The sequence below is a fragment of the Halomonas sp. YLB-10 genome (assembly GCF_003856855.1).
Taxonomy (GTDB): domain Bacteria; phylum Pseudomonadota; class Gammaproteobacteria; order Pseudomonadales; family Halomonadaceae; genus Halomonas; species Halomonas litopenaei.
The window spans coordinates 302662-324051 of sequence record NZ_RRCU01000008.1 but is presented as its reverse complement, the minus strand read 5'-3'; the positions used below and the strand labels follow the sequence as shown (position 1 = coordinate 324051).

The 21390-nt window shown below is 64.3% G+C and carries 23 protein-coding genes, 3 tRNA genes and 1 rRNA gene; 16 read left to right on the top strand and 11 right to left on the bottom strand.

What is annotated here, in order from left to right:
- Window positions 1-102, top strand: a 5S ribosomal RNA gene (rrf, locus tag EBB56_RS18575); the annotation flags it as partial.
- 560 nt (window positions 103-662) lie between these two features.
- Here rrf and EBB56_RS18570 read toward each other — a convergent pair.
- The 3 genes from EBB56_RS18570 to hisC all read right to left on the bottom strand — a co-directional run bounded on the left by EBB56_RS18570 (window position 663) and on the right by hisC (window position 3231).
- Window positions 663-1655, bottom strand: a complete 993-nt coding sequence (locus EBB56_RS18570; protein ID WP_124805031.1) for a 2-hydroxyacid dehydrogenase — start codon at window positions 1653-1655, stop codon at window positions 663-665.
- 66 nt (window positions 1656-1721) lie between these two features.
- Window positions 1722-2126, bottom strand: coding sequence for a VOC family protein (locus tag EBB56_RS18565; protein ID WP_108448384.1), 405 nt, complete (start codon window positions 2124-2126; stop codon window positions 1722-1724).
- Window positions 2127-2175: 49 nt separating this feature from the next.
- A complete protein-coding gene (hisC, locus tag EBB56_RS18560; RefSeq protein ID WP_124805030.1) occupies window positions 2176-3231 on the bottom strand; it encodes a histidinol-phosphate transaminase in 1056 nt (351 codons plus the stop codon).
- Window positions 3232-3367: 136 nt separating this feature from the next.
- On the opposite strand from hisC, the gene EBB56_RS18555 reads away from it, so the two are divergent.
- Together EBB56_RS18555 and EBB56_RS18550 are read left to right on the top strand one after the other, a co-directional pair.
- Window positions 3368-4264 carry an AEC family transporter gene (locus EBB56_RS18555; protein WP_045994656.1) on the top strand — a complete coding sequence of 299 codons (897 nt, stop codon included), beginning with the start codon at window positions 3368-3370 and terminating at the stop codon, window positions 4262-4264.
- A 101-nt stretch (window positions 4265-4365) separates the two neighbouring features.
- Window positions 4366-4821, top strand: coding sequence for a copper resistance protein NlpE N-terminal domain-containing protein (locus tag EBB56_RS18550; RefSeq protein WP_124805029.1), 456 nt, complete (start codon window positions 4366-4368; stop codon window positions 4819-4821).
- 151 nt (window positions 4822-4972) lie between these two features.
- Here the strand turns inward: EBB56_RS18550 and EBB56_RS18545 are convergent, their stop codons facing one another.
- A complete protein-coding gene (locus tag EBB56_RS18545) occupies window positions 4973-5698 on the bottom strand; it encodes a PspA/IM30 family protein (protein ID WP_124805028.1) in 726 nt (241 codons plus the stop codon).
- A gap of 5 nt (window positions 5699-5703) precedes the next feature.
- Window positions 5704-5973: a YiaA/YiaB family inner membrane protein gene (locus tag EBB56_RS18540; protein ID WP_045994659.1), complete on the bottom strand. Its 270-nt coding sequence runs from the start codon at window positions 5971-5973 to the stop codon at window positions 5704-5706.
- Between the two features lie 190 nt (window positions 5974-6163).
- Between EBB56_RS18540 and EBB56_RS18535 the strand changes: the two genes are divergently transcribed.
- The 4 genes from EBB56_RS18535 to mnmH all read left to right on the top strand — a co-directional run bounded on the left by EBB56_RS18535 (window position 6164) and on the right by mnmH (window position 10655).
- Entirely contained in the window at window positions 6164-6940 is a 777-nt protein-coding gene (locus EBB56_RS18535) for a helix-turn-helix transcriptional regulator (protein ID WP_124805027.1), read from the top strand.
- A gap of 46 nt (window positions 6941-6986) precedes the next feature.
- The gene (gene radA / locus EBB56_RS18530; RefSeq protein WP_045994661.1) at window positions 6987-8363 is read left to right on the top strand and encodes a DNA repair protein RadA; all 1377 of its coding nucleotides are present in this window, start codon (window positions 6987-6989) and stop codon (window positions 8361-8363) included.
- A 151-nt stretch (window positions 8364-8514) separates the two neighbouring features.
- Window positions 8515-9552 carry a selenide, water dikinase SelD gene (selD, locus tag EBB56_RS18525; protein ID WP_045994662.1) on the top strand — a complete coding sequence of 346 codons (1038 nt, stop codon included), beginning with the start codon at window positions 8515-8517 and terminating at the stop codon, window positions 9550-9552.
- Entirely contained in the window at window positions 9549-10655 is a 1107-nt protein-coding gene (mnmH, locus tag EBB56_RS18520) for a tRNA 2-selenouridine(34) synthase MnmH (RefSeq protein ID WP_108448388.1), read from the top strand. The genes selD and mnmH overlap by 4 nt, the downstream gene beginning before the upstream one ends.
- Window positions 10656-10659: 4 nt before the next feature.
- Here mnmH and EBB56_RS18515 read toward each other — a convergent pair whose 3' ends face one another.
- Window positions 10660-11349, bottom strand: coding sequence for a type 1 glutamine amidotransferase (locus tag EBB56_RS18515; protein WP_108131591.1), 690 nt, complete (start codon window positions 11347-11349; stop codon window positions 10660-10662).
- 71 nt (window positions 11350-11420) lie between these two features.
- On the opposite strand from EBB56_RS18515, the gene EBB56_RS18510 reads away from it, so the two are divergent.
- Both EBB56_RS18510 and EBB56_RS18505 read left to right on the top strand, forming a co-directional pair.
- Window positions 11421-11714: an MGMT family protein gene (locus EBB56_RS18510; protein WP_045994664.1), complete on the top strand. Its 294-nt coding sequence runs from the start codon at window positions 11421-11423 to the stop codon at window positions 11712-11714.
- Window positions 11715-11838: 124 nt separating this feature from the next.
- Entirely contained in the window at window positions 11839-12423 is a 585-nt protein-coding gene (locus tag EBB56_RS18505; RefSeq protein ID WP_108131089.1) for a YjaG family protein, read from the top strand.
- 107 nt (window positions 12424-12530) lie between these two features.
- On the opposite strand, the gene hisF is transcribed toward EBB56_RS18505, so the two are convergent.
- The 4 genes from hisF to hisB all read right to left on the bottom strand — a co-directional run bounded on the left by hisF (window position 12531) and on the right by hisB (window position 15524).
- Window positions 12531-13304, bottom strand: a complete 774-nt coding sequence (hisF, locus tag EBB56_RS18500) for an imidazole glycerol phosphate synthase subunit HisF (protein WP_045994666.1) — start codon at window positions 13302-13304, stop codon at window positions 12531-12533.
- Between the two features lie 9 nt (window positions 13305-13313).
- Complete coding sequence (hisA, locus tag EBB56_RS18495) at window positions 13314-14054, bottom strand: 1-(5-phosphoribosyl)-5-[(5-phosphoribosylamino)methylideneamino]imidazole-4-carboxamide isomerase (RefSeq protein ID WP_108131090.1); 741 nt, start codon at window positions 14052-14054, stop codon at window positions 13314-13316.
- A 134-nt stretch (window positions 14055-14188) separates the two neighbouring features.
- Entirely contained in the window at window positions 14189-14830 is a 642-nt protein-coding gene (gene hisH / locus EBB56_RS18490) for an imidazole glycerol phosphate synthase subunit HisH (protein WP_124805026.1), read from the bottom strand.
- A 100-nt stretch (window positions 14831-14930) separates the two neighbouring features.
- A complete protein-coding gene (gene hisB / locus EBB56_RS18485) occupies window positions 14931-15524 on the bottom strand; it encodes an imidazoleglycerol-phosphate dehydratase HisB (RefSeq protein WP_045994669.1) in 594 nt (197 codons plus the stop codon).
- 173 nt (window positions 15525-15697) lie between these two features.
- On the opposite strand from hisB, the gene EBB56_RS18480 reads away from it, so the two are divergent.
- The 7 genes from EBB56_RS18480 to EBB56_RS18450 all read left to right on the top strand — a co-directional run bounded on the left by EBB56_RS18480 (window position 15698) and on the right by EBB56_RS18450 (window position 20576).
- Window positions 15698-16147: an acetyl-CoA sensor PanZ family protein gene (locus EBB56_RS18480; RefSeq protein ID WP_045994670.1), complete on the top strand. Its 450-nt coding sequence runs from the start codon at window positions 15698-15700 to the stop codon at window positions 16145-16147.
- Window positions 16144-18504: an AsmA family protein gene (locus EBB56_RS18475; RefSeq protein ID WP_108448390.1), complete on the top strand. Its 2361-nt coding sequence runs from the start codon at window positions 16144-16146 to the stop codon at window positions 18502-18504. The genes EBB56_RS18480 and EBB56_RS18475 overlap by 4 nt, the downstream gene beginning before the upstream one ends.
- Window positions 18505-18658: 154 nt before the next feature.
- Window positions 18659-19738, top strand: coding sequence for an A/G-specific adenine glycosylase (mutY, locus tag EBB56_RS18470; RefSeq protein ID WP_260425390.1), 1080 nt, complete (start codon window positions 18659-18661; stop codon window positions 19736-19738).
- A gap of 164 nt (window positions 19739-19902) precedes the next feature.
- Window positions 19903-20175: an oxidative damage protection protein gene (locus tag EBB56_RS18465; protein ID WP_045994673.1), complete on the top strand. Its 273-nt coding sequence runs from the start codon at window positions 19903-19905 to the stop codon at window positions 20173-20175.
- Between the two features lie 95 nt (window positions 20176-20270).
- Window positions 20271-20346, top strand: a tRNA-Phe gene (locus EBB56_RS18460).
- A 7-nt stretch (window positions 20347-20353) separates the two neighbouring features.
- A tRNA-Gln gene (locus EBB56_RS18455) sits at window positions 20354-20428 on the top strand.
- Between the two features lie 72 nt (window positions 20429-20500).
- Window positions 20501-20576, top strand: a tRNA-Thr gene (locus tag EBB56_RS18450).
- A gap of 152 nt (window positions 20577-20728) precedes the next feature.
- Here EBB56_RS18450 and EBB56_RS22235 read toward each other — a convergent pair.
- The gene (locus EBB56_RS22235) at window positions 20729-21280 is read right to left on the bottom strand and encodes a hypothetical protein (RefSeq protein WP_124805024.1); all 552 of its coding nucleotides are present in this window, start codon (window positions 21278-21280) and stop codon (window positions 20729-20731) included.
- Between the last annotated feature and the right edge of the window lie 110 nt (window positions 21281-21390).

The window sequence follows — 21390 nt, the reverse complement described above, 5'->3', positions numbered from 1 at the left end:
CGAGTGGGAACCACCTGATCCCTTGCCGAACTCAGAAGTGAAACCGCTCAGCGCCGATGGTAGTGTGGGGTCTCCCCATGCGAGAGTAGGTCATCGTCAGGCATTTATTCAGAAGAAGCCCGGTTATCGAGAGATAACCGGGCTTCTTCGCATGCATGGGAAGACCCCTCTCTTTATATGTGGGGCCGCACTGCGTGCGGTCCGGCCGCTCGCAAGCTCGCGTCGTTCGTCACCCCTTGCGGCGTTGCCGCAAAAGCTCGGGGTGACTCACCCCCATGCGACTACCCTGTCGGGAACAGGGGAGAACCGCCGCAGGCGGGCCTTGAGGAACGCAGGGCGAGTCTCAGGGATGAGACGAGTAGAAACATTGTTACCTTGGTTGCGTCATCCGGCAGTCTTCAGGGACAGAGTGGCGCCTTGGGCGTGCGCTGTAGATCAGAAGGTCGGCCCGTCTATCAGGCATTTATTCAGAATCAGAAGAGGCCCGATTATCGGAAGATAATCGGGCCTTCTTTTTTGTAAAGAACGCATGCATGGGCTCTCTACGTTCAGCTCGCGCTTCATCCCATGCGGCCCCTCAGGGAACAGGGTAGGCATGTACCGAAAAGAAGCCCGCTTCCGAGAGGAGTCGGGCTTCTTTTGTTCAGGGCAGCGTCGACTCTCTAGAGCTGACAGTGCTGATCGAGAGAACGCCCTTCCTCGAAGGCGGTGAGGCTTTCCAGCGTGGTCGATGCGATCTCACTCAGGGCTTCCCGGGTGAAGAAGCCCTGGTGGCCGGTGACGACGACATTGGGGAAGCTGATAAGGCGGGCAAAGACGTCGTCCAGCGGGATGTCGTCGCTGCGGTCCTCGAAGAACATGCCGGCTTCCTGCTCGTAGACGTCGAGACCCAGGTAGCCGAGCTTGCGACGTTTCAGGGCTTCGATACAGGCGCGTGTGTCGACCAGGGCGCCGCGGCTTGTGTTGATCAGCATCACCCCGTCCTTCATTCGGGAAAAGGCCGACTCGTCGATCAGGTGGTGGGTGTCTGGGGTGAGCGGACAGTGCAGCGAGATGATGTCGCTGTGTGCCAGCAATTCATCGAACTCGACCTGCGCGATGTCGGCTTGGTTAGGGATGCGGATGGGGGCTGGGTCGGTGACCAGCACGCGGCAGCCAAAGCCGCTCAGGATACCCGCCAGGGAGCGGCCGATCTGGCCGAAGCCGACGATCCCGACGGTCTTGCCGGCGAGGTTGAAGCCGAGCAGGCCATTGAGGTCGAAGTTATCCTCACGCACCCGGTTGTAGGCCTTGTGGATCTTGCGGCTGAGCGTGAGCATCAAAGCGACACAGTGCTCGGCAACGGCGTCGGGGCTGTAGGACGGTACGCGACACACCTGGATGTTAAGCCGGCGAGCGGCGTCGAGGTCAACGTTATTGAATCCTGCGCACCTGAGCGCGACCAGGCGTACCCCTACCACGGCCAAACGCTCGAGCACGGTGCGATCGAGCTCATCGTTGACGAATACGCACACTGCATCGAGTCCCTGGCAGAGGGTCACGGTGCGGGTGCTGAGGCGTTGCTCGAAGTGCACGATACTCAGCTGCGGGTGATGCTCATCGGAAAAGAAGGGGCGTTCGTAGGGCTGAGAGCTGAAGAAGCCTACCTTGAGCATGGTGCTTGCCTCGCGGGTCAGGGACAGTGGCGGAATCGGCTGAAGCGCTGTGTGGTTGCGGTGACGTCAGGCTTGCGTCTCGTAGAGTTCGATAGGTGTTCCGTCAGGGTCTGCGAAGAAGGTGAAGCGGGCACCGGTGAACTCGTCGACTCGGATAGGTTCGGGTCGCGCGCCACGCCGCTTCAGCAACGCGACGCTGGCGTCCAGGTCTGATGTTGCCAGGGCAAGGTGACGAAGACCGCAGGCCTCGGGATAGCTTGGCCGAGGCGGCGGAGAGGGAAAGGAGAACAGCTCGAGCTGGATGCCTCCGGGCAGGGCCAGGTCCAGTTTGTAGCTGTCACGCTCGTGGCGGTAGGCCTCGTTGAGGATGCGGGCGTCGAGCACCTCAAGATAGAAGCGCCGGGCGCGTTCGTAGTCAGCGGTGATCAGGGCGACGTGGTGCACTCCGGTCAACGGCAGACGCTCACTCATGGGGGCCTCTTGCAAAGAAGGGGCGCCGCGCGGCGCCCGATGTTGTGGCCTAGCGACAGAGGTCGCTGAGCACCTCGATCAGCGAGTCCATCTCGTCATCGGTGCCGATGGAGATACGCAGATGATCGCGCAGCGTCTCGGTATTGAAGTGGCGTACCAGGATGCCGCGCTCGCGCAGACCGACGAAAAGCTGGGCTGCGTCGTGCTTGGGGTGTGACGCCAGCACGAAGTTGGTCTGTGACGGCAGCACCTCGAAGCCCAGGTCATCGAGACGCTGGCGAGTACGTTCGCGTGTGGTGATCACCGCCTGACGCGTGGCCTCGAAGTAGTCGCCGTCTTCCAGTGCGGCGATGCCGATGGCGCTGGCCAGGGCGTCCACCGGGTAGGAGTTGAAGGAGTCCTTCACCCGGGTCAGACCCTCGATCAACTCCGGTGAGCCCACCGCATACCCAAGACGAAGCCCTGCCAGGCTGCGCGACTTGGAGAAGGTGCCGGTCACCAGCAGGTTGGGGTAGCGCTCGACCAGGGGAACGGCGCTCTCGCCGCCAAAGTCCACGTAGGCTTCGTCCACCAGCACCACGCGGTCGGTGACCTTGTCGAGCAAGGCCGCGATGGCCTCGCGGCCATGGCCGTGACCGGTGGGAGCATTGGGGTTGGCAAAGATCACGCCGCCGCTGTCGCTGGCCAGGGCGTCCAGGTCGACACGCCACTGATCGTCCAGCGCGAAACGCTGGCTGTCGATATCGTACATGCGGCAGTAGACCGGATAGAAGCTGTAGGAGATATCCGGCATCGCCAGCGGCTTGTTCTGGCGGAAGAAGGCCTGGAAGGCCAGCGCCAGCACCTCGTCGGAGCCATTGCCGGCGAAGACGTTGGCGGAGGTCGTGCCGAGGGCCTGTGCCAGGGCCTCACGCAGGGCGCTCGAGGTGGGGTCCGGGTAGCGCCGCAGATGATCCGCCGAGAACTCGCGCAGGACCCGTTCCACGCCAGGCGCGGGCGGGTAGGGGTTCTCGTTGGTGTTGAGCTTGATCAGCTTCTCGCGGGGCTGTTCGCCCGGCACGTAGGGGGTCAGTTCCCGAACGTTGGGACTCCACAACTGGCTCATGGTCTCTCGCTTGGCAGGCTTGGCAGAATCGAAGGCTTGATTACCACTTTGGTCATGGTGACCGCTGCCAGGGCCCTGCGCAAGTCGCTGACGTGCTAGGCTGCGAGCGCTGACCGTTTGCCGCCTAAGAGACTCCATGACCGCTCAGATCCTCGCCACTCTGCTACCGGTATTTCTGATTTCGGGGGCCGGTACCCTCTATGGCAAGTTGCGCTCTCCCGACATCCGTAGCCTCAACACCCTCAACATGGAGCTGTTCGTGCCCATGCTGGTATTTGTGGTGCTGGCCGACCGCCAGGCGCCGCTTGAGGACTACGCCTGGCTGGCGTTGGCCGGCGCCGTGGTGGTAGTGGGGTCGGGGCTGCTGGTATGGCCGGTGGTGAAGTGGCTCAGGCTCGAGCCGAAGACCTTTGTGCCGCCGATGATGTTCAACAATTCCGGCAACATGGGCATCCCGCTGCTGATCCTGGCCTTCGGTGAGCAGGCGCTGCCGGCGGCAGTGGTGCTGTTCATCGTCGAAATGCTGCTGCACTTCTCGCTGGGACTGAAGATGCTCAGTCCCCATACGCCGCTGTGGCGCCTTTTGCGCATGCCCATCGTGCTGGCGAGCCTCGCTGGCCTGGCGGTCAATCTGTCCGGGCTTTCGCTGCCGGGCTGGCTGCTGGAGGCGATGCATATGCTCGGTGGTGTGTGCATCCCGCTGTTGCTGTTCGCCCTGGGCGTGCGGATGCTCGACATCGACTTCGGTGACTGGAAGACCGGGCTGCTCGGGGCGGTGCTGTGCCCGCTTTCCGGGTTATTGCTGGCCTGGCCGTTGATCATGCTGCTTGAACTAGAGGGACTCAAGGCCGCGTCGCTGTGGGTGTTCGCTGCCCTGCCGCCGGCGGTGCTCAACTACCTGGTGGCCGAGCAGTATCGCCAGCAGCCGCATTCGGTGGCGTCGCTGGTGCTGATCGGCAACCTCGGTAGTCTGATCGTGATGCCGATCGTGCTTGGCCTGGTGTTCGCCCACGTGATGCCTCCGGTGTCGTGAGCCGGCAGCGATACAGGGCTGTGCGCAACGAAGCTGGGAGGTTATGCTGTCGGCAGGCTGCCGATTCGTCGGTTCCATGCTCAATGGTTAGGAGGACTAATATGCAACTCAGGACTTTGCTGGCGGGATCCGCCATGCTCGCCCTTTTGGCCGGCTGTGCGAGTGGCCCCAGCGACGAGGGATCCGGTGGTGAAGCCATCCAGGCGACCTCGGCGACCTACCAGGGGACCCTGCCGTGCCGTAACTGCGACGGCATCGCCCTGACGGTTACCATGGAAGGTGAAGACCAGAGCGCCCCGGCGCAGCGCACCTTCGATCTGACCGCGGCCTACCAGAACCATCCCCAGAATCCGCCGAACGAGAACTACTCCGGCAACTGGGATGTGCTGACCGGTACCGCCGACAATCCGGAGGCCACCGTCTACGAGCTGGTCCCCAACGGTGAAGGCCAGACCTACTACTTCATGCGCGTCAATCCGCAGACTCTGGAGCTGATCGACCCCCAGCGTCGTCGCTTCCAGAACAACGACATGCTGCAGCTGACCCGCCAGCGGTAAGTCGCACGACATGCAAGTGTCGAACACAAAGGGCGGCCCCAGGTGGGCCGCCCTTTGGCGTCTTGACGTGATGGTATTGTGCCGACAGGCCCGCTCGGCACCGCCTGGAGCTGTTTCGAAGCGCTGGCGGTGCTCGCGCTGATCGCAGGGCTCATGCCCCACTGGGCGATTCGCCTGGAACGGCAGCCGCGCTCCCTTGGGCCTTCAGCCGGGCAAGCACACTCCTGGCGTCCATCGATCCCTCGAGGATACCCGACGTCCTGAGGCGTCGATCCAGATCCTGGCCGCTGGCCTCTTCATCCAGCTCCTTGAGGGCCGTCGTGACCTCTGCCTGGTGTTGCTGGGACGTGCGGATGCGTTCGTAGCTGGTTGCAATTTCGTCCATGTGTCGCTGGAGCCCGGTACTGCAAGCGCCCAGCTTCCGCCCAAGGCCAGCATTGCCGCTTCGCGCCTTGGCCAGTTTCATTTCGCGCTGGTAGTGGCGCAGTGACTGAGCCGCTTGCCCGAGCTCCTCGCGCAGGGTCTGTTCCTGTCGCGACAAGGCCTCGGCGTGCTGTCGCTGTGAGGTCAATTGGCTTTCGACCTCGGCGATGCGGCTGGCCACGGCCAAGGCCAGTGCTTCATCGTCCTGTTCGAGGGCCGCGCGAGCCTGGTGCTCTCTGGCTTCGAGCTGCTCGGCCAGTTGCTGGTTGTGGCGCTCGAGCTGTCTGCGTTCGGCGATCAGGCCAGCGAGATCGAGGCGTGCCTGGTGCAAGGCCTGCTCGGCCTCACGGATCTCCTGGGCCATGATCCGCAATGCGTTGGCATCCACCAGCTTCTCTACCGGTTCGTGAGCTGTCGCCCGAACCAGGGTGTGCAGTTTCGTCCAAAGTGACATGGTGGCTACTCCGTGTATTCCTTGAGAAGTTGCTGGGTGCGGGCCTCGGAGATGCGGTTGTGGAAGCGCCGGCTCTCGTGGTCATCGCGTAGCGTCTTGGACAGGGTGATGGTGGTGGAGACCAGAAACAGTGAACACACGCCGAGATAGCCTTTGACCAGCAGGTCGATGGGCGCCATCACGATGCCGACCGCCATGGCGGCCAGCGCGATGGCAAAGGTGACCTTGACGAAGAACAGCCAGCCTGACGAATTGTTGCTCGCTTCATTTTCCATGGAGATCTCCTGCTTACTGGGTGGTGGAGCCGACATCGCCTACAGGGTGTGGCGAGCGCGGCGTCGATGGCACTATGGCGAGGTCGGGGCGCGGTACGCCAGCAGGATCCGGAAGGTAGCGTGTTGTTGAGCCGTGAGTCGCGTATTCTGCTACCTTGGCCGGGGCTTTCGGCGATGAGGGATGTGAGTCATGGCGCAGACGGTGGCGATTGTGGATGCGCTCAAGGCGGCACTGCGGGCCAATGGCGTCACCTATCAGCAGGTGGCGGCGGCGCTTTGCCTGTCCGAGGCCAGCGTCAAGCGGCTGTTCGCCGAGCGCCAGTTTTCGCTGCAGCGCCTGGATCAGGTGTGTGCCCTGGTCGGTCTCGAGATCACAGACCTTGTACGCCAGCTGGAGCCCCAGGTGCTGGTCGACGCGATCGCCCCTGAGCTTGAGCAGGAGCTGGTCTCTGACATGTCGCTGCTGCTGGTGGCCTTCTGTGCGCTTAATCGCTGGCGCTTTGAAGATATCTGTGCGACCTATTCGCTCGGCGAGCCTCAGGTGATAACGCACCTGGTGCGGCTCGATCGTATGGGATTGATCGAGCTGCTGCCGGGCAATCGCATCAAGCTGCTGATCAGCTATGACTTCCAGTGGCAGCCGCAAGGGCCTATCCAGCGCTTCTTCGAGTCCCGGGTCCAGGAGGATTTCCTGGCGTGTCGCTTCGATCGCCCGGGCGAGATAAGACTGTTCGTCAATGGCATGCTGTCGGTGCGCTCCAATGAGGTGATGCAGCAGAAGCTTCGTCGGCTGGCGCTGGACCTTCGCCACTGTCATCAGGAAGATCTGTCGCTGCCGCTCGAGCAGCGCTTTGGTGTCAGCCTGATGATCGCCATGCGCCCCTGGGAGATGGAGGTGTTTCGCCGCTACCGCCGTGTTGAGGACGACAAGTGCTACCCGGGACACGGCGGCAAGCCGCAGTGTTGACCATCGCTGACGAACGAACCCGATTGAACCGATAGAGAGAGGATTCATGGCCAAGGCCAAGAGCGCCTTCGTGTGCACCGAGTGCGGTGCCGAGTACCGCAAATGGCAGGGGCAGTGTTCCAGCTGCCAGGAGTGGAACACCTTGACCGAGGTGCGTCTGTCCTCGCCTGCCAGAAGCGGGTCGAGCGCCGGCGCGACGGCGCGCGGTGGCTACGCCGGCAGCCTGTCGCGTGAGGTGGTGGATCTGGCCAACGTGGATCTGTCGGAGGTGCCGCGGTTGTCGTCGACCTTTGCCGAGTTCGACCGCGTACTCGGCGGCGGTCTGGTGCCGGGCTCCGCGGTGCTGCTGGGCGGCCACCCCGGGGCCGGCAAGTCCACCTTGCTGCTGCAGACCGCCTGCAAGCTGGCTCAGGAGCGCAGCGTTCTCTATGTCACCGGCGAGGAGTCGCTGTCCCAGGTGGCGATGCGCGCCCACCGCCTGCAGTTGCCGACCCAGGGACTCAAGATGCTGGCGGAGACCAGCGTCGAGACCATCCTGGCGGTGGCCGAGCGCGAGCGCCCCGAGGTGCTGGTGATCGACTCGATCCAGACCATGCATCTGGAGGACATCTCGTCTGCGCCGGGTGGTGTGGCCCAGGTACGCGAATCCGCGGCGGCACTAACCCGTTTCGCCAAGCAGTCCAGCACGGTGCTGCTGCTGGTCGGCCACGTCACCAAGGACGGCAGCCTGGCCGGGCCCAAGGTGCTCGAGCACATGATCGACGCCTCCCTGTTGCTGGAAGGCGGCGCCGATTCCCGCTTCCGTACCCTGCGCGGCCAGAAGAACCGCTTCGGCGCGGTCAACGAGCTGGGCGTCTTCGCCATGCTGGAACACGGCATGAAGGAGGTGAAGAACCCCAGCGCGATCTTCCTTTCGCGTCAGCAGGAGCAGGCCCCCGGCAGCCTGGTGATGGTGGTGTGGGAAGGCACCCGGCCGATCCTGGTGGAGGTGCAGGCGCTGCTCGATGAGTCGGCGCTGGGCAACCCGCGCCGCGTTGCGGTAGGGCTGGATGCCAATCGCCTGTCGATGCTGCTGGCGGTGCTGCACCGTCACGGTGGCCTGTTTACCGGCGACCAGGACGTCTTTCTCAACGTCGTCGGCGGGGTCAAGGTGCTGGAGACCAGTGCCGACCTGGCGGTATTGCTGGCGGTGGTGTCGAGCCTGCAGGGCAGGGCACTGCCGCGCGAGCTGGTGGTATTCGGCGAGGTTGGCCTGTCCGGGGAGATTCGCCCCGTGCCGAGCGGCCAGGAGCGTATCGTCGAGGCCGCCAAGCACGGTTTTACCCGCGCCATCGTGCCCCGGGGTAACGCTCCCAAGAACTCCCCGGCAGGGATGGAGGTGGTGGCGGTGGACAAGCTCGCCGACGCCCTCGAAGTGCTGTAACCCCATCCATGAACTGATCACCAGGGCGCCAGACCATACCCTGATCACAGCCGGTTACCCGGGATGTGATCAGGACGATGGTGACTGCGCCGTGCCGATTCCGCCGGTCCTGCTGGTGTAGAATGGGCCCATCATTGCCAAGGAGACTTCCATGAGCGCCATCCGCTTGACCCAATACAGTCACGGTGCCGGCTGTGGATGCAAGATCGCCCCCGACGTGCTCGACAGCATCCTGGCCAAGGCCGGTCCGGGAGCGAGCCACTCGAAGATGATCGTCGGCAACCAGGGACGAGAGGACGCCGCCGTCTTCGACCTGGGCGACGGGCGCGGCATGATCAGCACCACCGACTTCTTCATGCCGATCGTCGATGACCCCTTCGACTTCGGCCGCATCGCCGCCACCAACGCCATCAGCGACGTCTACGCCATGGGCGGTGACCCGGTGATGGCGTTGGGCATTCTGGGCTGGCCGCTGGACAAGCTGGGCGCGGACATCGCCGGTGACGTGGTGGCCGGGGCTCAGGCGGTATGTCGTGAGCTGGGCCTGGCACTGGCGGGCGGCCACTCCATCGATGCCCCGGAGCCGATCTTCGGTCTTGCGGTCAACGGTCTGGTGGAACTCAAGCACCTGAAGCTCAACAAGGGCGCCAAGCCCGGCGATTTGCTGTTTCTGACCAAGCCGCTGGGGGTGGGCATGCTGACCACGGCGGAGAAGCAGGGGCTTCTGGAAAGCGGTCACCATGGCCTGGCGCGGGAAACCATGCTGATCAGCAACCGTATCGGTGCCGCCCTTGCGCGCATCGAAGGGGTGCGTGCGATGACCGACGTCACCGGCTTTGGCCTGGCTGGCCACCTGTCCGAGGTGTGCGCGGCCAGTGGCGTGGCGGCTCGCATCGACTTTCGCCGCCTGCCGCGCCTGGCCGAGGCCGAGGCTTACCGGCGCCAGGGCGCGGTACCCGGCGGCACCCGTCGTAACCGTGACGCCCTGGGGGCCAGCCTGCCGCAGATGGATGAGGCCCACTGGCAGTGGCTGTGTGATCCGCAGACCTCGGGCGGTCTGTTGATCTCGGTACACCCGTCCTGGGAGGACGATGTCGAGCGGGTCGGCCGCGAGTTCGGTATCGAGCTTGCACCCTTCGGCGAGGTCGTCGAGGCCAGCGGTGAGGCGCTGATCGAGGTGCGCGGATGAAGTTGCCGCTGGTCCCGGCGGATCCCGCCCTGCTGGTCGAGGGGCGCACCTTGATCGACGTGCGGGCGCCGGTGGAGTTCGCCCAGGGCAGCCTGCCCGGGGCGGTCAACCTGCCGCTGATGAACAACGAGGAACGCCATCAGGTCGGGATCGCCTACAAGCAGTCCGGCCAGCAGGCCGCCATCGCCCTGGGCGAGCGGCTGGTGTCCGGCGAGATCAAGGCCGCGCGCATCGAAGCCTGGAAGCGCCAGCTCGAGGCGGCCCCGGACGCCATCATCTACTGTTTTCGGGGTGGCCTGCGCTCGCAGATCGCCCAGCGCTGGCTGCTTGAGGCCGGCGTCGAACGACCGCGCATCGAGGGTGGCTGGAAGGCAATGCGCCAGACGTTGTGCGCACGCATCGATGACGCCGCCGCCCAGCCCATGCTGGTGGTGGGTGGCCTGACCGGCTGCGCCAAGACGTCCATCGTGCAGGCCCTGGACAACGGTCTGGATCTGGAGGGCTGCGCCCGTCACAAGGGCTCGGCCTTCGGCCGCCATCCACTGATCGCCCCCAGCCAGATCGACTTCGAGCACGCCATGGGCCTGCGACTGCTGTCATTGCACGGGCCGCTGGTGCTGGAAGACGAGTCGCGCCACATCGGCGCGGCCAATATACCGCTCGAGTTCTGGCGGGGAATGGAGCCGGCGCCGAGGATCCGCGTCGAGATGCCGCTGGACTGGCGCCTCAACCAGATCCACAAGGACTACATCGACGACCTGTGGACGATCTATCGCAATCAGTTCGGCGAGCGCCTCGGTTGGTCACTGATGCGCAAGCAGTTGTCGACGGCGCTGGGGCGACTGAAGAAGCGCCTGGGGAGCGCGCGACTGGCCCGCCTGCAGCGGCTGCAGACGCTGGCCTTCCGCGAGCACGAGGCCGGAAACCGCCAGGCCCACGAGGCCTGGCTGGCGCCTTTGCTTACCGAGTACTATGACCCCATGTACCGCTATCAGTTGGAGAAGCACACCGAGCGTCGCTTCCTGCATGTCGGTGACTGGGACAGCTGCCTCGAGTTCGCCAAGACCTGGAGTCAGCAGCAGTGGGACGCGGTGGCGAGTTAGACAATTAGACGTCCGGTGCCGTGCGCAGCCACTGGCTCAGCAGGCGATCCAGCAGCGGCGCCAGGGTATCCAGGCGCCGTGCCTCGGCAAGGATCGTTTCCGGCGACTGGGTCCTGGGGCTTGCGTCGGCGCCTTGCGGCAACGGCATCGTCTCGAGAAAGGCCGTCAGGCTCTCCTGGTGATGATGCAGGTGGCAGGCCAGGCCAACCACCCGGCCGGCGTCCCAGGCGAAGCCGAGCACCGGGCTTGTCGGCGTGCCGCCCAGCGGCAGGGCGTCATCGGGTAGTCCGAACACCTGGCGATGCCACAGCAGGGCGGGGAAGTCGTCGGGCAGGTCGAAGGGGCTGTCGTCGGCCAGGCTGACGGTCTGCCAGCCGGCTTCGGCCTGGGTTCCACGGCCCACCGGAGCGTCCAGCGCTTCGGCGATGCGCCGGGCGCCGGCGCCGAGCCCGAGCAGCGGCTTGTGGCCGTCGAGCATCTGGTCGATCAGCTTGCGTTCGGCCTTGAGCCAGGGCGCCTGGTCGCGGTCCTCGAGATCGTCGAGGATGATCAGGGCGTCGCAGTCCCCGGGGCGCGGCACCAGCTCACCGTCGTAGAGGTGGAAGACGGTGAAGCTGTGGCCCATGCTGGCAAGCCAGTCGCCGATGCGTGCGGGGCCCAGGTCAGGATGGTGCTTGAGCAGATGAAGGTGCATGGGGGCCTCGCTCAGATTGAGGGTGGGCGGCGCCATCCCTCGATGAAAATGCAACCAGAACGAAAGGTTACATGAATCCGGACGTCCGAGAACAGATTCTTACCATCATCAGCGAGATTCCTTCGGGGCGGGTGACCAGCTACGGACGCATCGCCGCCATGACCGATGGGGCCAGCGCACGCATGGTCGCGCGGGCGCTGCGCGATCTGCCGTCGGGGCATGAGCTTCCCTGGTTCAGGGTGGTGACGGCCTCGCGCAAGCTCGCCGACCACGGCGGGGCCGACGAGCAGCGCAAGCGTTTGATCGATGAAGGTGTGGCCTTCGATGAGCGTGGACGGATCGCCCAGGAGCGCTTCTGGCCTTGAGTCGCCCAGTCCGCTTTCGGCCATCGCCGTTTTCCCGACATTCGACACGCGACCCTCGACTCTCGCCCCTTGAACCTTGAATAAAGGGACCGGCAGCCCGTTTATTGCCAGCACAGGAGCCATCATGGCAAAGCCAGGATTTCACCAGCGCCTGCAGGCGCTGACTCTACGTCAGCAACAGGCCTTCATGGCCGCGTTGACCGAGCGCATGCTGCCCAACTATGCGCTCTACGCCGATACCAGCGGTCACGGGGATCTGGCGGGCATGAGGGCGATCCTCGACCTGGTGTGGGAGCAGTTGACGGTCAAGGACGCCAAGATCGACTTCGATCTCCAGGCCGAAAAGCTCGGCGAGCTGGAGCCTCCTCAACAGGACGACAGCTTCGGCGCCCGTCGTGCCCTCGATGGGGTGGTCGCGCTATCGGCGATCCTCGATACCCTGAGAGGCGATGCGCCGGACGCGGTGCTTGAGGTCAGCAAGGTCTCGAAGGCAGCGGTGCGCTCCTTTATCGAGCTGACTGAGGGAGAGGACGACGCCGAAAAGCTCGCGCAACTGGTCAAGCAGCACCCGTTGATGGAAGACGAGAACGACTTTCAGGATGCGGCGCTGGAGGCGGCCGAGGAAGAGCCGAGCAAGAAGCACGTCAAGGCGTTGAGAAAGCTTGGACGCAACGGTGGTGTCAGCAATCTGGGGCTGACCCTGGACTGAGGTCGGTTTCAGTCCGTACAAACGACCACCCCCACCGGGCTACCCGGCGGGGGTGGTTGGTTGCTGGCTCTGCAAGCCCTGGCTGAAGAGCCAGCCAAAGGCGTCGGTCAGAGGCGCATGGTGATGCCCTTGTCGGCCATATAGCGCTTGGCCTCGGGGATGGTGTACTCGGCGAAGTGGAAGATGCTGGCCGCCAGCACCGCATCGGCGTGGCCTTCGGTCACGCCCTCGACCAGGTGGTCGAGGTTGCCGACACCGCCGGAGGCGATGACCGGCACCGCCACCGCATCGCTGATGGCGCGGGTGACGCCCAGGTCGAAGCCGGCCTTGGTGCCGTCGCGGTCCATGCTGGTCAACAGCAGTTCGCCGGCCCCGTACTCGACCATCTTCTTGGCCCATTCCACCGCGTCGAGCCCGGTGGGGCGACGGCCGCCGTGGGTGAATATCTCCCAGCGAGGGGCTTCGCCTTCCTCGCTGACGCGCTTGGCGTCGATCGCCACCACGATGCACTGGCTACCGAAGCGCTCGGCGGCTTCACGCACGAACTCAGGGTTGGTTACCGCTGCGGTATTGATCGAGACCTTGTCGGCGCCGGCGTTGAGCATGGTGCGGATATCGTCACAGGTGCGGATGCCGCCGCCTACCGTCAGCGGGATGAACACTTCGCCGGCGATGCGCTCGACCATCTCCACCGTGGTGTCGCGGTCCTCGTGGCTGGCGGTGATGTCGAGAAAGGTGATCTCGTCGGCGCCCTGCTGGTTGTAGCGCTGCGCCACCTCCACCGGGTCGCCGGCGTCACGGATGCCGACGAAGTTGACACCCTTGACCACTCGGCCGGCGTCGACGTCGAGACACGGGATGATGCGTTTGGAAAGAGCCATGGAGCCTCCTCAGCCTTGGGTCAGTTCGTCGCACAGGCGCTGCCCTTCGGCGACGTCCAGGCTGCCTTCGTAGATGGCGCGTCCGGTGATGGCGCCGAGAATGCCCGGCTCGCCAGCCGCCACCAGGGCGCGCAGGTCATCGAGGTTGGTCACGCCGCCGGAGGCGATGACCGGAATGCCACCGTCCCGGGCCAGGGCTGCCGTGGCCTCGACGTTGACGCCGTTCATCATGCCGTCGCGAGCGATATCGGTGTAGACGATGCTGGAGACGCCGTCGTCGGCAAAGCGCTTGGCCAGATCCACCGCCATCACCTCGGACACCTCGGCCCAGCCGTCGGTGGCCACACGGCCATCATGGGCGTCGAGGCCGACGATGATATGGCCGGGGAAGGCGCGACACATTTCGGTCACGAAGTCAGGCTCCTTGACCGCCTTGGTGCCGATGATCACCTGGGAGACGCCGGCCTTGAGGTAGTGCTCGATGGTCTCGGCGCTGCGAATGCCGCCACCGATCTGGATCGGCAGGTCGGGGTACTGGCGGGCAATGGCGGTCACCGCCTCGCCGTTGACCGGACGCCCCTCGAAGGCGCCGTTGAGGTCGACCAGATGCAGGCGCCGTGCGCCGGCCTCGACCCAGCGAGCGGCCATGGCGACGGGGTCGTCGCCATAGGTGGTGGCCTCGTCCATGCGGCCTTGCTTGAGACGAACGCACTGTCCGTCCTTGAGATCGATGGCGGGAATTACCAGCATGTTGTGTCCTCGGGGTGCCTTTTCAGGGGCGTGCCAGTGTGATCGATGCAGGCAGGGCGTGGGCCGTGCCGGTGCAGATGTCGGGCGGCGGCCAGGGCAAGCGAGCGCCTGCCCGTCCGGCGCTCAGGTCTGGGTCAGGGGTTCCACTGGACAAAGTTCTCGAGCAGCCTGAGGCCGGCACGAGCGCTCTTTTCCGGGTGGAACTGCACCGCAAAGGTGGCGTCACGACCCACCGCCACATGGGCGCTGACGCTGCCGTAGTCGGTGGTGCCGAAGACCTCGGCGTCATGCTCGGCGGCCACATAGTAGCTATGCACAAAGTAGAAGTGCGAGCCGGGCTCGATACCCTCCCACAGCGGGTGGGCGTTGGGCTGCGCCACCAGATTCCAGCCCATGTGCGGGACCTTCAGGCGAGCGCCGTCACTGTCCTTCATGTCCAGCGGAAACCGCTTCACCTGACCGGCGAGGTGGCCCAGGCAGTCGATGCCGCCGTTCTCGTCGCTGTGGTCCATCAGCATCTGCTGACCCACACAGATGCCCAGCAGCGGCTTGGACTGGCTGGCCAGAAGCTCGCGAACCAGGCCGCTGAGCTCGGTACGCTCCAGTTCGCCCATGCAGTCGCGGATGGCGCCCTGTCCCGGTAGCACGACACGGGTCGCGCCCTGGATCGAACGAGCGTCGCGGGTCACCAGCACGTTCTCGTGGGTGACGTGTTCCAGTGCCTTGGCGACGGAATGGAGGTTGCCCATTCCGTAGTCGATGACGGCAATGGTCATGAAGCGCTCCTTGGTGGTTGGCCCGGAGGGGCGCCGCTGCCGGCGACCGCCTCGCTTGGTGTCTTGTCGTCTTGTTGCTGTTGGACCGCAGCCGGCGGCGTTAGAGGCTACCCTTGGTGGAGGGCAGCTTGCCGGCCATGCGGGGGTCCTCGGCGGCGGCCATGCGCAGGGCGCGGCCGAAGGCCTTGAAGATGGTTTCCGCCTGATGGTGGGCATTGAAGCCCTTCAGGTTGTCGATATGCAGCGTGACCTGGGCGTGATTGACGAAGCCCTGAAAGAACTCCCAGAAAAGCTGGGTGTCGAAACGCCCGATGGTGGCGCGGGTGAACTCGACGTTCATGGACAGGCCGGCACGGCCGGAGAAGTCTATGACCACCCGGGACAGTGCCTCGTCCAGCGGCACATAGGCGTGGCCGTAGCGATAGATGCCGCGCTTGTCGCCGATGGCCTGGTTAAACGCCTGTCCCAGGGTGATGCCGAGGTCCTCGACGGTGTGGTGGTCGTCGATGTGCAAATCGCCGTTGACGCTGATGTCCAGGTCGACCATGCCGTGGCGGGCCACCTGGTCGAGCATATGGTCGAGGAAGGGAACCCCGCTTTCACCCTTGAGGTTGCCCTCGCCGTCGAGGTTGAGGGTGACGCTGATCTGGGTTTCCTTGGTGTCACGGCTGACCGTGGCAATACGCTCGGACATGTCGTCTCCTGCGCTCACGCGCATGTCGGAATTGGGGGCCTTGTTTCTAAGGTGGGCCGGTCGCGGTGCGAGGCGCACAAGACAGCCATTATAGTGAATCGGCACCCCCATCCGCTACAATGCAGCCATTCCAGTGGCGGCCGTCGCCGCCCTCCGGCCAAGGGAGACAGCGTATGCCGGTGACCCTCTTTCGCGTCGACCAGGATGTCTGGGACGCCGATGAACAGGTGCGGATCGATCTGACCCGCATTTATGCCGATGCGCCGGAGGAGCGCATCAAGCTCCCGCCGGGAGCCTACGTGACCCGCCAGCTCGAACATGGTTTCTTCTGGGCGGCGCGCTTCAATGATCGCCTGCTCGGTGCCGTCGCCGTCAGTCCTGGTGACGGGCGCTGGCGCATGTTCGACCTCTGTGTTCGCAAGACCACTCGTCGGCGTGGCGTGGGCTCGCGCCTGCTGGCGCTGATCAGCGCTGCCGCCAACCGTGACGGCGTGGCGCTGAGCGTGGCCGGTTCGCAGCTGACCCTGGCCGACCAGATGCTGCTAAAGCGTCTGGGCTATCAACTGACGCGAAGCGGCGATGATTTCCAACTCGATCTGCCCACCGGAGAAAGCGGCAAATGAAACGACTCGTAAGAACCCTGCTGGCGGTCGTCGGCGTCCTCGCCCTGGTCACGGTGGGCGCGGTGGTCTACGTCACCACCTTCTTCAACCCCGAGGACATGAAGCCGAGGCTGGTGTCCGTGGTGAAGGAGCACACCGGGCTCGAACTGTCGCTGGAAGGCCCATTGGAGTGGTCCTTCTATCCGCGCATTGGTGTCAGCGTGGCCGAGGCCGAAGCGCGCCTGCCGGATCAGGCGGATGACGCTCAGGCCTTTGCTGCCTTCTCCGAGGCCTCGGTCAGCCTGGCGTTCACACCGCTGTTGCGCGGCGAAATCGCCATCGACGGCCTGACCTTGGATGGGCTGTCGCTGAATCTCGAGCGCGACAGTGATGGCACCGGCAATTGGGAGGCGCTGCTCGAACGCCTCGAAAACAGGGCCGATGACGCCGAAAAGGCGCTGGCGCCGGCTAGCGCAGGCCCCAACCCGGATGATGAAGGCGGTCTGTCGGTGGCCCTGAACATCGCCAGCGTCGAGGTGACCAAGGGCCATCTGAGCCTGGTCGATCATCAGGCCGGCCGCGAGTGGCAGGCCGAGAAGCTCACCATCAACGGCAGCAACGTCAATCCGGATACCGCCTTTCCGCTTAGCTCCACCTTCCAGCTGAAGGTGTTCGACCAGCTCGATGGCGGCGGTGAGGGCGAAACAACGGAAGAGCGCACCCCTGGCCTGCAAAGCGATGTCACCCTGGAGAGCGACGTCAATCTGGGGCTCGCCGACAGCCGCCACGTGCTCAGCGACGTGATGCTGGAGACCAGTACTCTCCTGGCCGGTGCCTCGGAACCCCAGGAGGCGACCCTGACCAGCGACGAGGTGGTGCTGAACCTTGGCGAGCAGCGTCTGCACATGGCGCCGAGTCAACTGGACGCCAGCCTGCTGGCACCCCAGTTAGGCGAGAAGCGTGTGGCCATGACGCTTTCGTTCCAGCTGGAGTCGGACTTCGACGCCGGTACCGCCCAGCTGCGCGATATCGCCTTGAGCGGCCCCGATGGTCTGTCGATCAAGGGCAATCTCAACCTGAAGGAGCTGAATTCGGCGCCACGCTATGACGGCCAGGTGCGTCTGGCACCCTTGTCGCTGCGTGCCTGGCTTGCGCGCATGGACGCCATGCCCAGCATGTCCAGCGACGAGGCGCTGTCGGAAGTGGCGCTGACCAGTCCGGTGGAAGGCACCCTCGAGCAGCTCTCGCTCAATGGTCTGACGCTGGTGCTCGATGACAACACCTTCTCCGGTTCCCTCGGTGCACGCTTCGATGGCACCCGGGTCGATCTCGATCTGGAAGGCGACCGCCTCGACGCCGACAGCTATCTGCCGCCGCCCGAGCAGGACACCGCCGCCAACGGCATTCCCGGCATCGCGTCGGCGCTGGCCCAGGACCAGGACGGCGCACCGGCGATCCTGCCGAAAAGCTTTCTGGCCGGGCTGGACGAGAGCGTATCGCTGGCGCTGGGTCAGCTGATCCTGGGCGGCCAGCGCTACCAGGATGTGTCCTTGAGCATGCAGGGCGAGGGTGGAAGGCATCGTCTGACCGGCTTCGAAGCGGGCTTCCATGAAGGTCGGCTTAAGGCCACCGGGGTGATAGACGCCAGCGGCGATGACCTCGCCTGGCAGCTGGCGCCGGAGGTCGAGGGCGTGCGTCTGGAGTCGTTGCTGACATCGCTTGGGCAGGAGCCCGCCCCGCTCAGCGGCTCGCTGCATGCTAGTGGTGAACTGACCACCCGCGGCAATGCTCGCCATGAGCTGACCCGTAACCTCAACGGCACCCTGGACACGCGGATCAACGAGGGCAGCATTCCCCGCGCCAATATTTCGCGTCAGTTGTGTACCGCCGTGGCGCGCCTCGAAGGCGAGCAGACCACCCGCGAGTGGAGCGAGAACACCCGCTTCGAGAACATCAGCGCGCGCTTCACCATCCGTGACGGCGTCGCCCATAACGACGACCTGCTGATCACCCTGCCGGGTATCGAGGTCAGTGGTGGTGGCCAGCTCGATCTGGGCAGCCAGCGTTTTGATGCCAACGGGGCGGCCCGCTTTGTCGACACCGCCGATGCCGCCTGCAGCGTCAATCGGCGTCTCGAAAAGGTGCCCTTCCCGGTGCGCTGCGAAGGCAGCCTGGAGGGTGACAGCAGCCAGTGGTGCGGCTTTGACGCCGACGCCTTCAAGGCCAATCTGGGCGAGCTGGTCGCCGAAGAGGCCCGCTCCCGCGTCAACGAGGAAGTCGAGGAGCGGCTGGGCAAGGAGCTCGAGCGTCTCGACGAACGCATCGGAGAAGAGGCTGGCAAGGAACTTCGTGACGCCGTCCGTGGTCTATTTAATTGAGCATCAAGCAAGCCAGTCACTGCGCCGACCTCCGTGTCGGCGCTTTTTTTCGTGTCTGACTTTTGAGTGATGATAACTAATTGGTTTTATGAAATATTTATCAGAAGTCTCTGGCCCTGACAGTCGGACGAAAGGCGACAAGGATAGCGGTCGAGTGTCGCCGCTGCTCAGTACAGAGGAGTTTTCCCGGCGCCTGCTCGACTGGTTCGATGTGCACGGTCGCCACGATCTTCCCTGGCAGCATGATCGTACTGCCTATCGGGTGTGGGTCTCGGAAATCATGCTGCAGCAGACCCAGGTTACTACTGTAATTCCCTATTTTGAGCGGTTCATGCAGCGCTTTCATGATGTAAAGGCCCTCGCCGAGGCCAGCCAGGATGAGGTCCTTCATCTGTGGACCGGGTTGGGCTACTACGCCAGAGGCCGGAATCTGCACAAGGCGGCCCGAGTCGTGGTGGAACAGCATGCAGGCGAGTTTCCCACGGACAGCCTCGATGCCATGGCCGCGCTGCCCGGCATTGGCCGCTCGACCGCCGGGGCGATCATCGCCCAGAGCACCGGCAGGCGAGCCGTCATTCTGGATGGCAACGTCAAGCGCGTACTGACGCGCCTGCACGCGCTGAAAGGCTGGCCCGGTCGGCCAGCGGTGGAACGCGAGCTCTGGCACCTGGCCGAGCACTACACGCCGGAACAGCGAGTGGTGGATTTCACCCAGGGCATGATGGACCTTGGGGCGACACTGTGCCGCCGTGGCCAGCCGGACTGCGAGCGCTGCCCGTTCGCCGATGTTTGTGTGGCCCGCGCCCGAGGGGAGCAAAAGCGCTTCCCGGAGTCCAAGCCGAAGAAAGCGATCCCCTTGCGCCATACCCGCATGCTGGTGCTGAGCGACGAGGCCGGGCGCATCCTGCTGGAGCAGCGGCCTTCCCAGGGGCTGTGGGGCGGGCTGTGGGGGCTTCCCCAGTTCGACAGCGACGCCGAGATCGATGCCTGGCTCGATACCCACGCGCCAGGAGCCGAGCGAGACGAGCCTTGGTCGAGCTTCGTTCATGTGTTCAGTCACTTTCGCCTGGAAATCACGCCGGTGCCGGCACGTGGCGGGCGAGTCGATGGCGTTGCCGAGGGACGGCTGTGGTACGACCCCCAGGCGCCGGAGTCGGTGGGGCTTGCCGCACCGGTAAAGAAGCTGCTCGCCTCACTTGCTCCCTTTGCCTTGAGCCAGCCACCGTCGCGTTGACGTCGGTGCTGCCCCCCGCGCTGATCTTGGCGCACAGGGAGCCTGGGACGAGCGCCACGGCTCTGCAGCAACAGAACGCTTAAGTCTGGGCGGGGCACACTGCTATCCTCGTGCCAGCAGGCCACACCGTAGCCAGCAGGCCGTACCATAGAAAGGAGACCGCCATGAGTCAGACCGTGTTTTGCCGCAAGTACCAGAAGGAGCTCGACGCCTTGCCCTTCCCCCCGCTGCCGGGCAAGAAGGGGCAGGAAATCCAGGCGAGCGTGTCACGCCAGGCCTGGGAAGAATGGCAGGCGCTGCAGACCCGTCTGATCAACGAGAAGCATCTGAACATGATGGACCCGGCTAACCGCGAGTACCTGATGGAGCAGATGGAACGCTTCTTCGACAATGAAGAGACCGACCGCGCCGAGGGCTATGTTCCGCGTGACGCCTAGCCTTGCGACGCCTTGAAAAGCGCTCGCCATCATTTTGAAAGAAAAGGGGTTGACGGAAAACGGAGGAATTGGTTTAATACGTCGCGTTGGCAAGGGGCCAGATAGCTCAGTTGGTAGAGCAGGGGATTGAAAATCCCCGTGTCGGCGGTTCGATTCCGTCTCTGGCCACCAACTCTGCTGGGGTATCGCCAAGTGGTAAGGCACCGGTTTTTGGTATCGGCATGCGCAGGTTCGAATCCTGCTACCCCAGCCACGCCAACCCCGTTTCGGGTGAGACGCCCAAGGCGTAACACCAGAGTAGCAAGCGACCTTCCGGTCGGCCCGAGCCGGCATAGCTCAGTTGGTAGAGCAACTGACTTGTAATCAGTAGGTCCCGGGTTCGACTCCTGGTGCCGGCACCATCAAAAGATGGTTATGGATCAACGACTTGCTGCAACATCAAAACCGCCCATCGAGGCGGTTTTTTTGTGCGTGGGTGAATCATGGTGTTGTGCCCGACGGGGCGGGGCACTTCAGGCGTGCTGCTGGTGTTCGTCACCTACGCCGGCCCGGCCTAGCGCTTGAGTTCGTCTCTCAGCGTCCTGACCTGCGCGATGTCCAGCCCCGACAGATCCGCCACCGTCTGGTCATCTAGCTGAGTCCGCTCGATCATGTTGCGGGCGACCTCCAGACGAGCCTTCTGTTCGCCCTTCTGTTCGCCCTTTTGTTCGCCCTCCTGCAGTCCTTCCTGACGTCCTTGCTTGCGGCCTTCCTGGCGGCCTTCTTCAAGACCCTGTTGCTTCCACTGCTCGGGCCATCGTTTTGCACGCTCGGCCAGCATGTTGTGTACCTCATTGAGTTTGTTGAGATTCTGCCACTCGGTTCCTTCGCTCTCGGGTATCCAGTTGGGCAGCAGCACGCGCTTGATCCAGATGGCGAAGTGACGGCGCAGACGAGTCTGGTCCGGCGCTTCGAGCCATCTTGCCAGCAGCCCGATCAGTTCGACCGCCTCCCTGGTGCCACGGTGGTGTTCCAGTCGAAATATGGCGTCTACCACGTTGCGTGCCTCCGGCGACCAATGCTCCGAGTCCACGATGGCGCCTTCGTCCAGCAGAAGATAGGGCATTCGTGGACGGTATCGCTCCAGCTCCCTGGGCACGCTTTGCACGAGGTCCGATACGTCGACGCGGCGTTCCAACGCTTCTCTCCATTGTAGATGAAGCCTGTCAGGAGGAC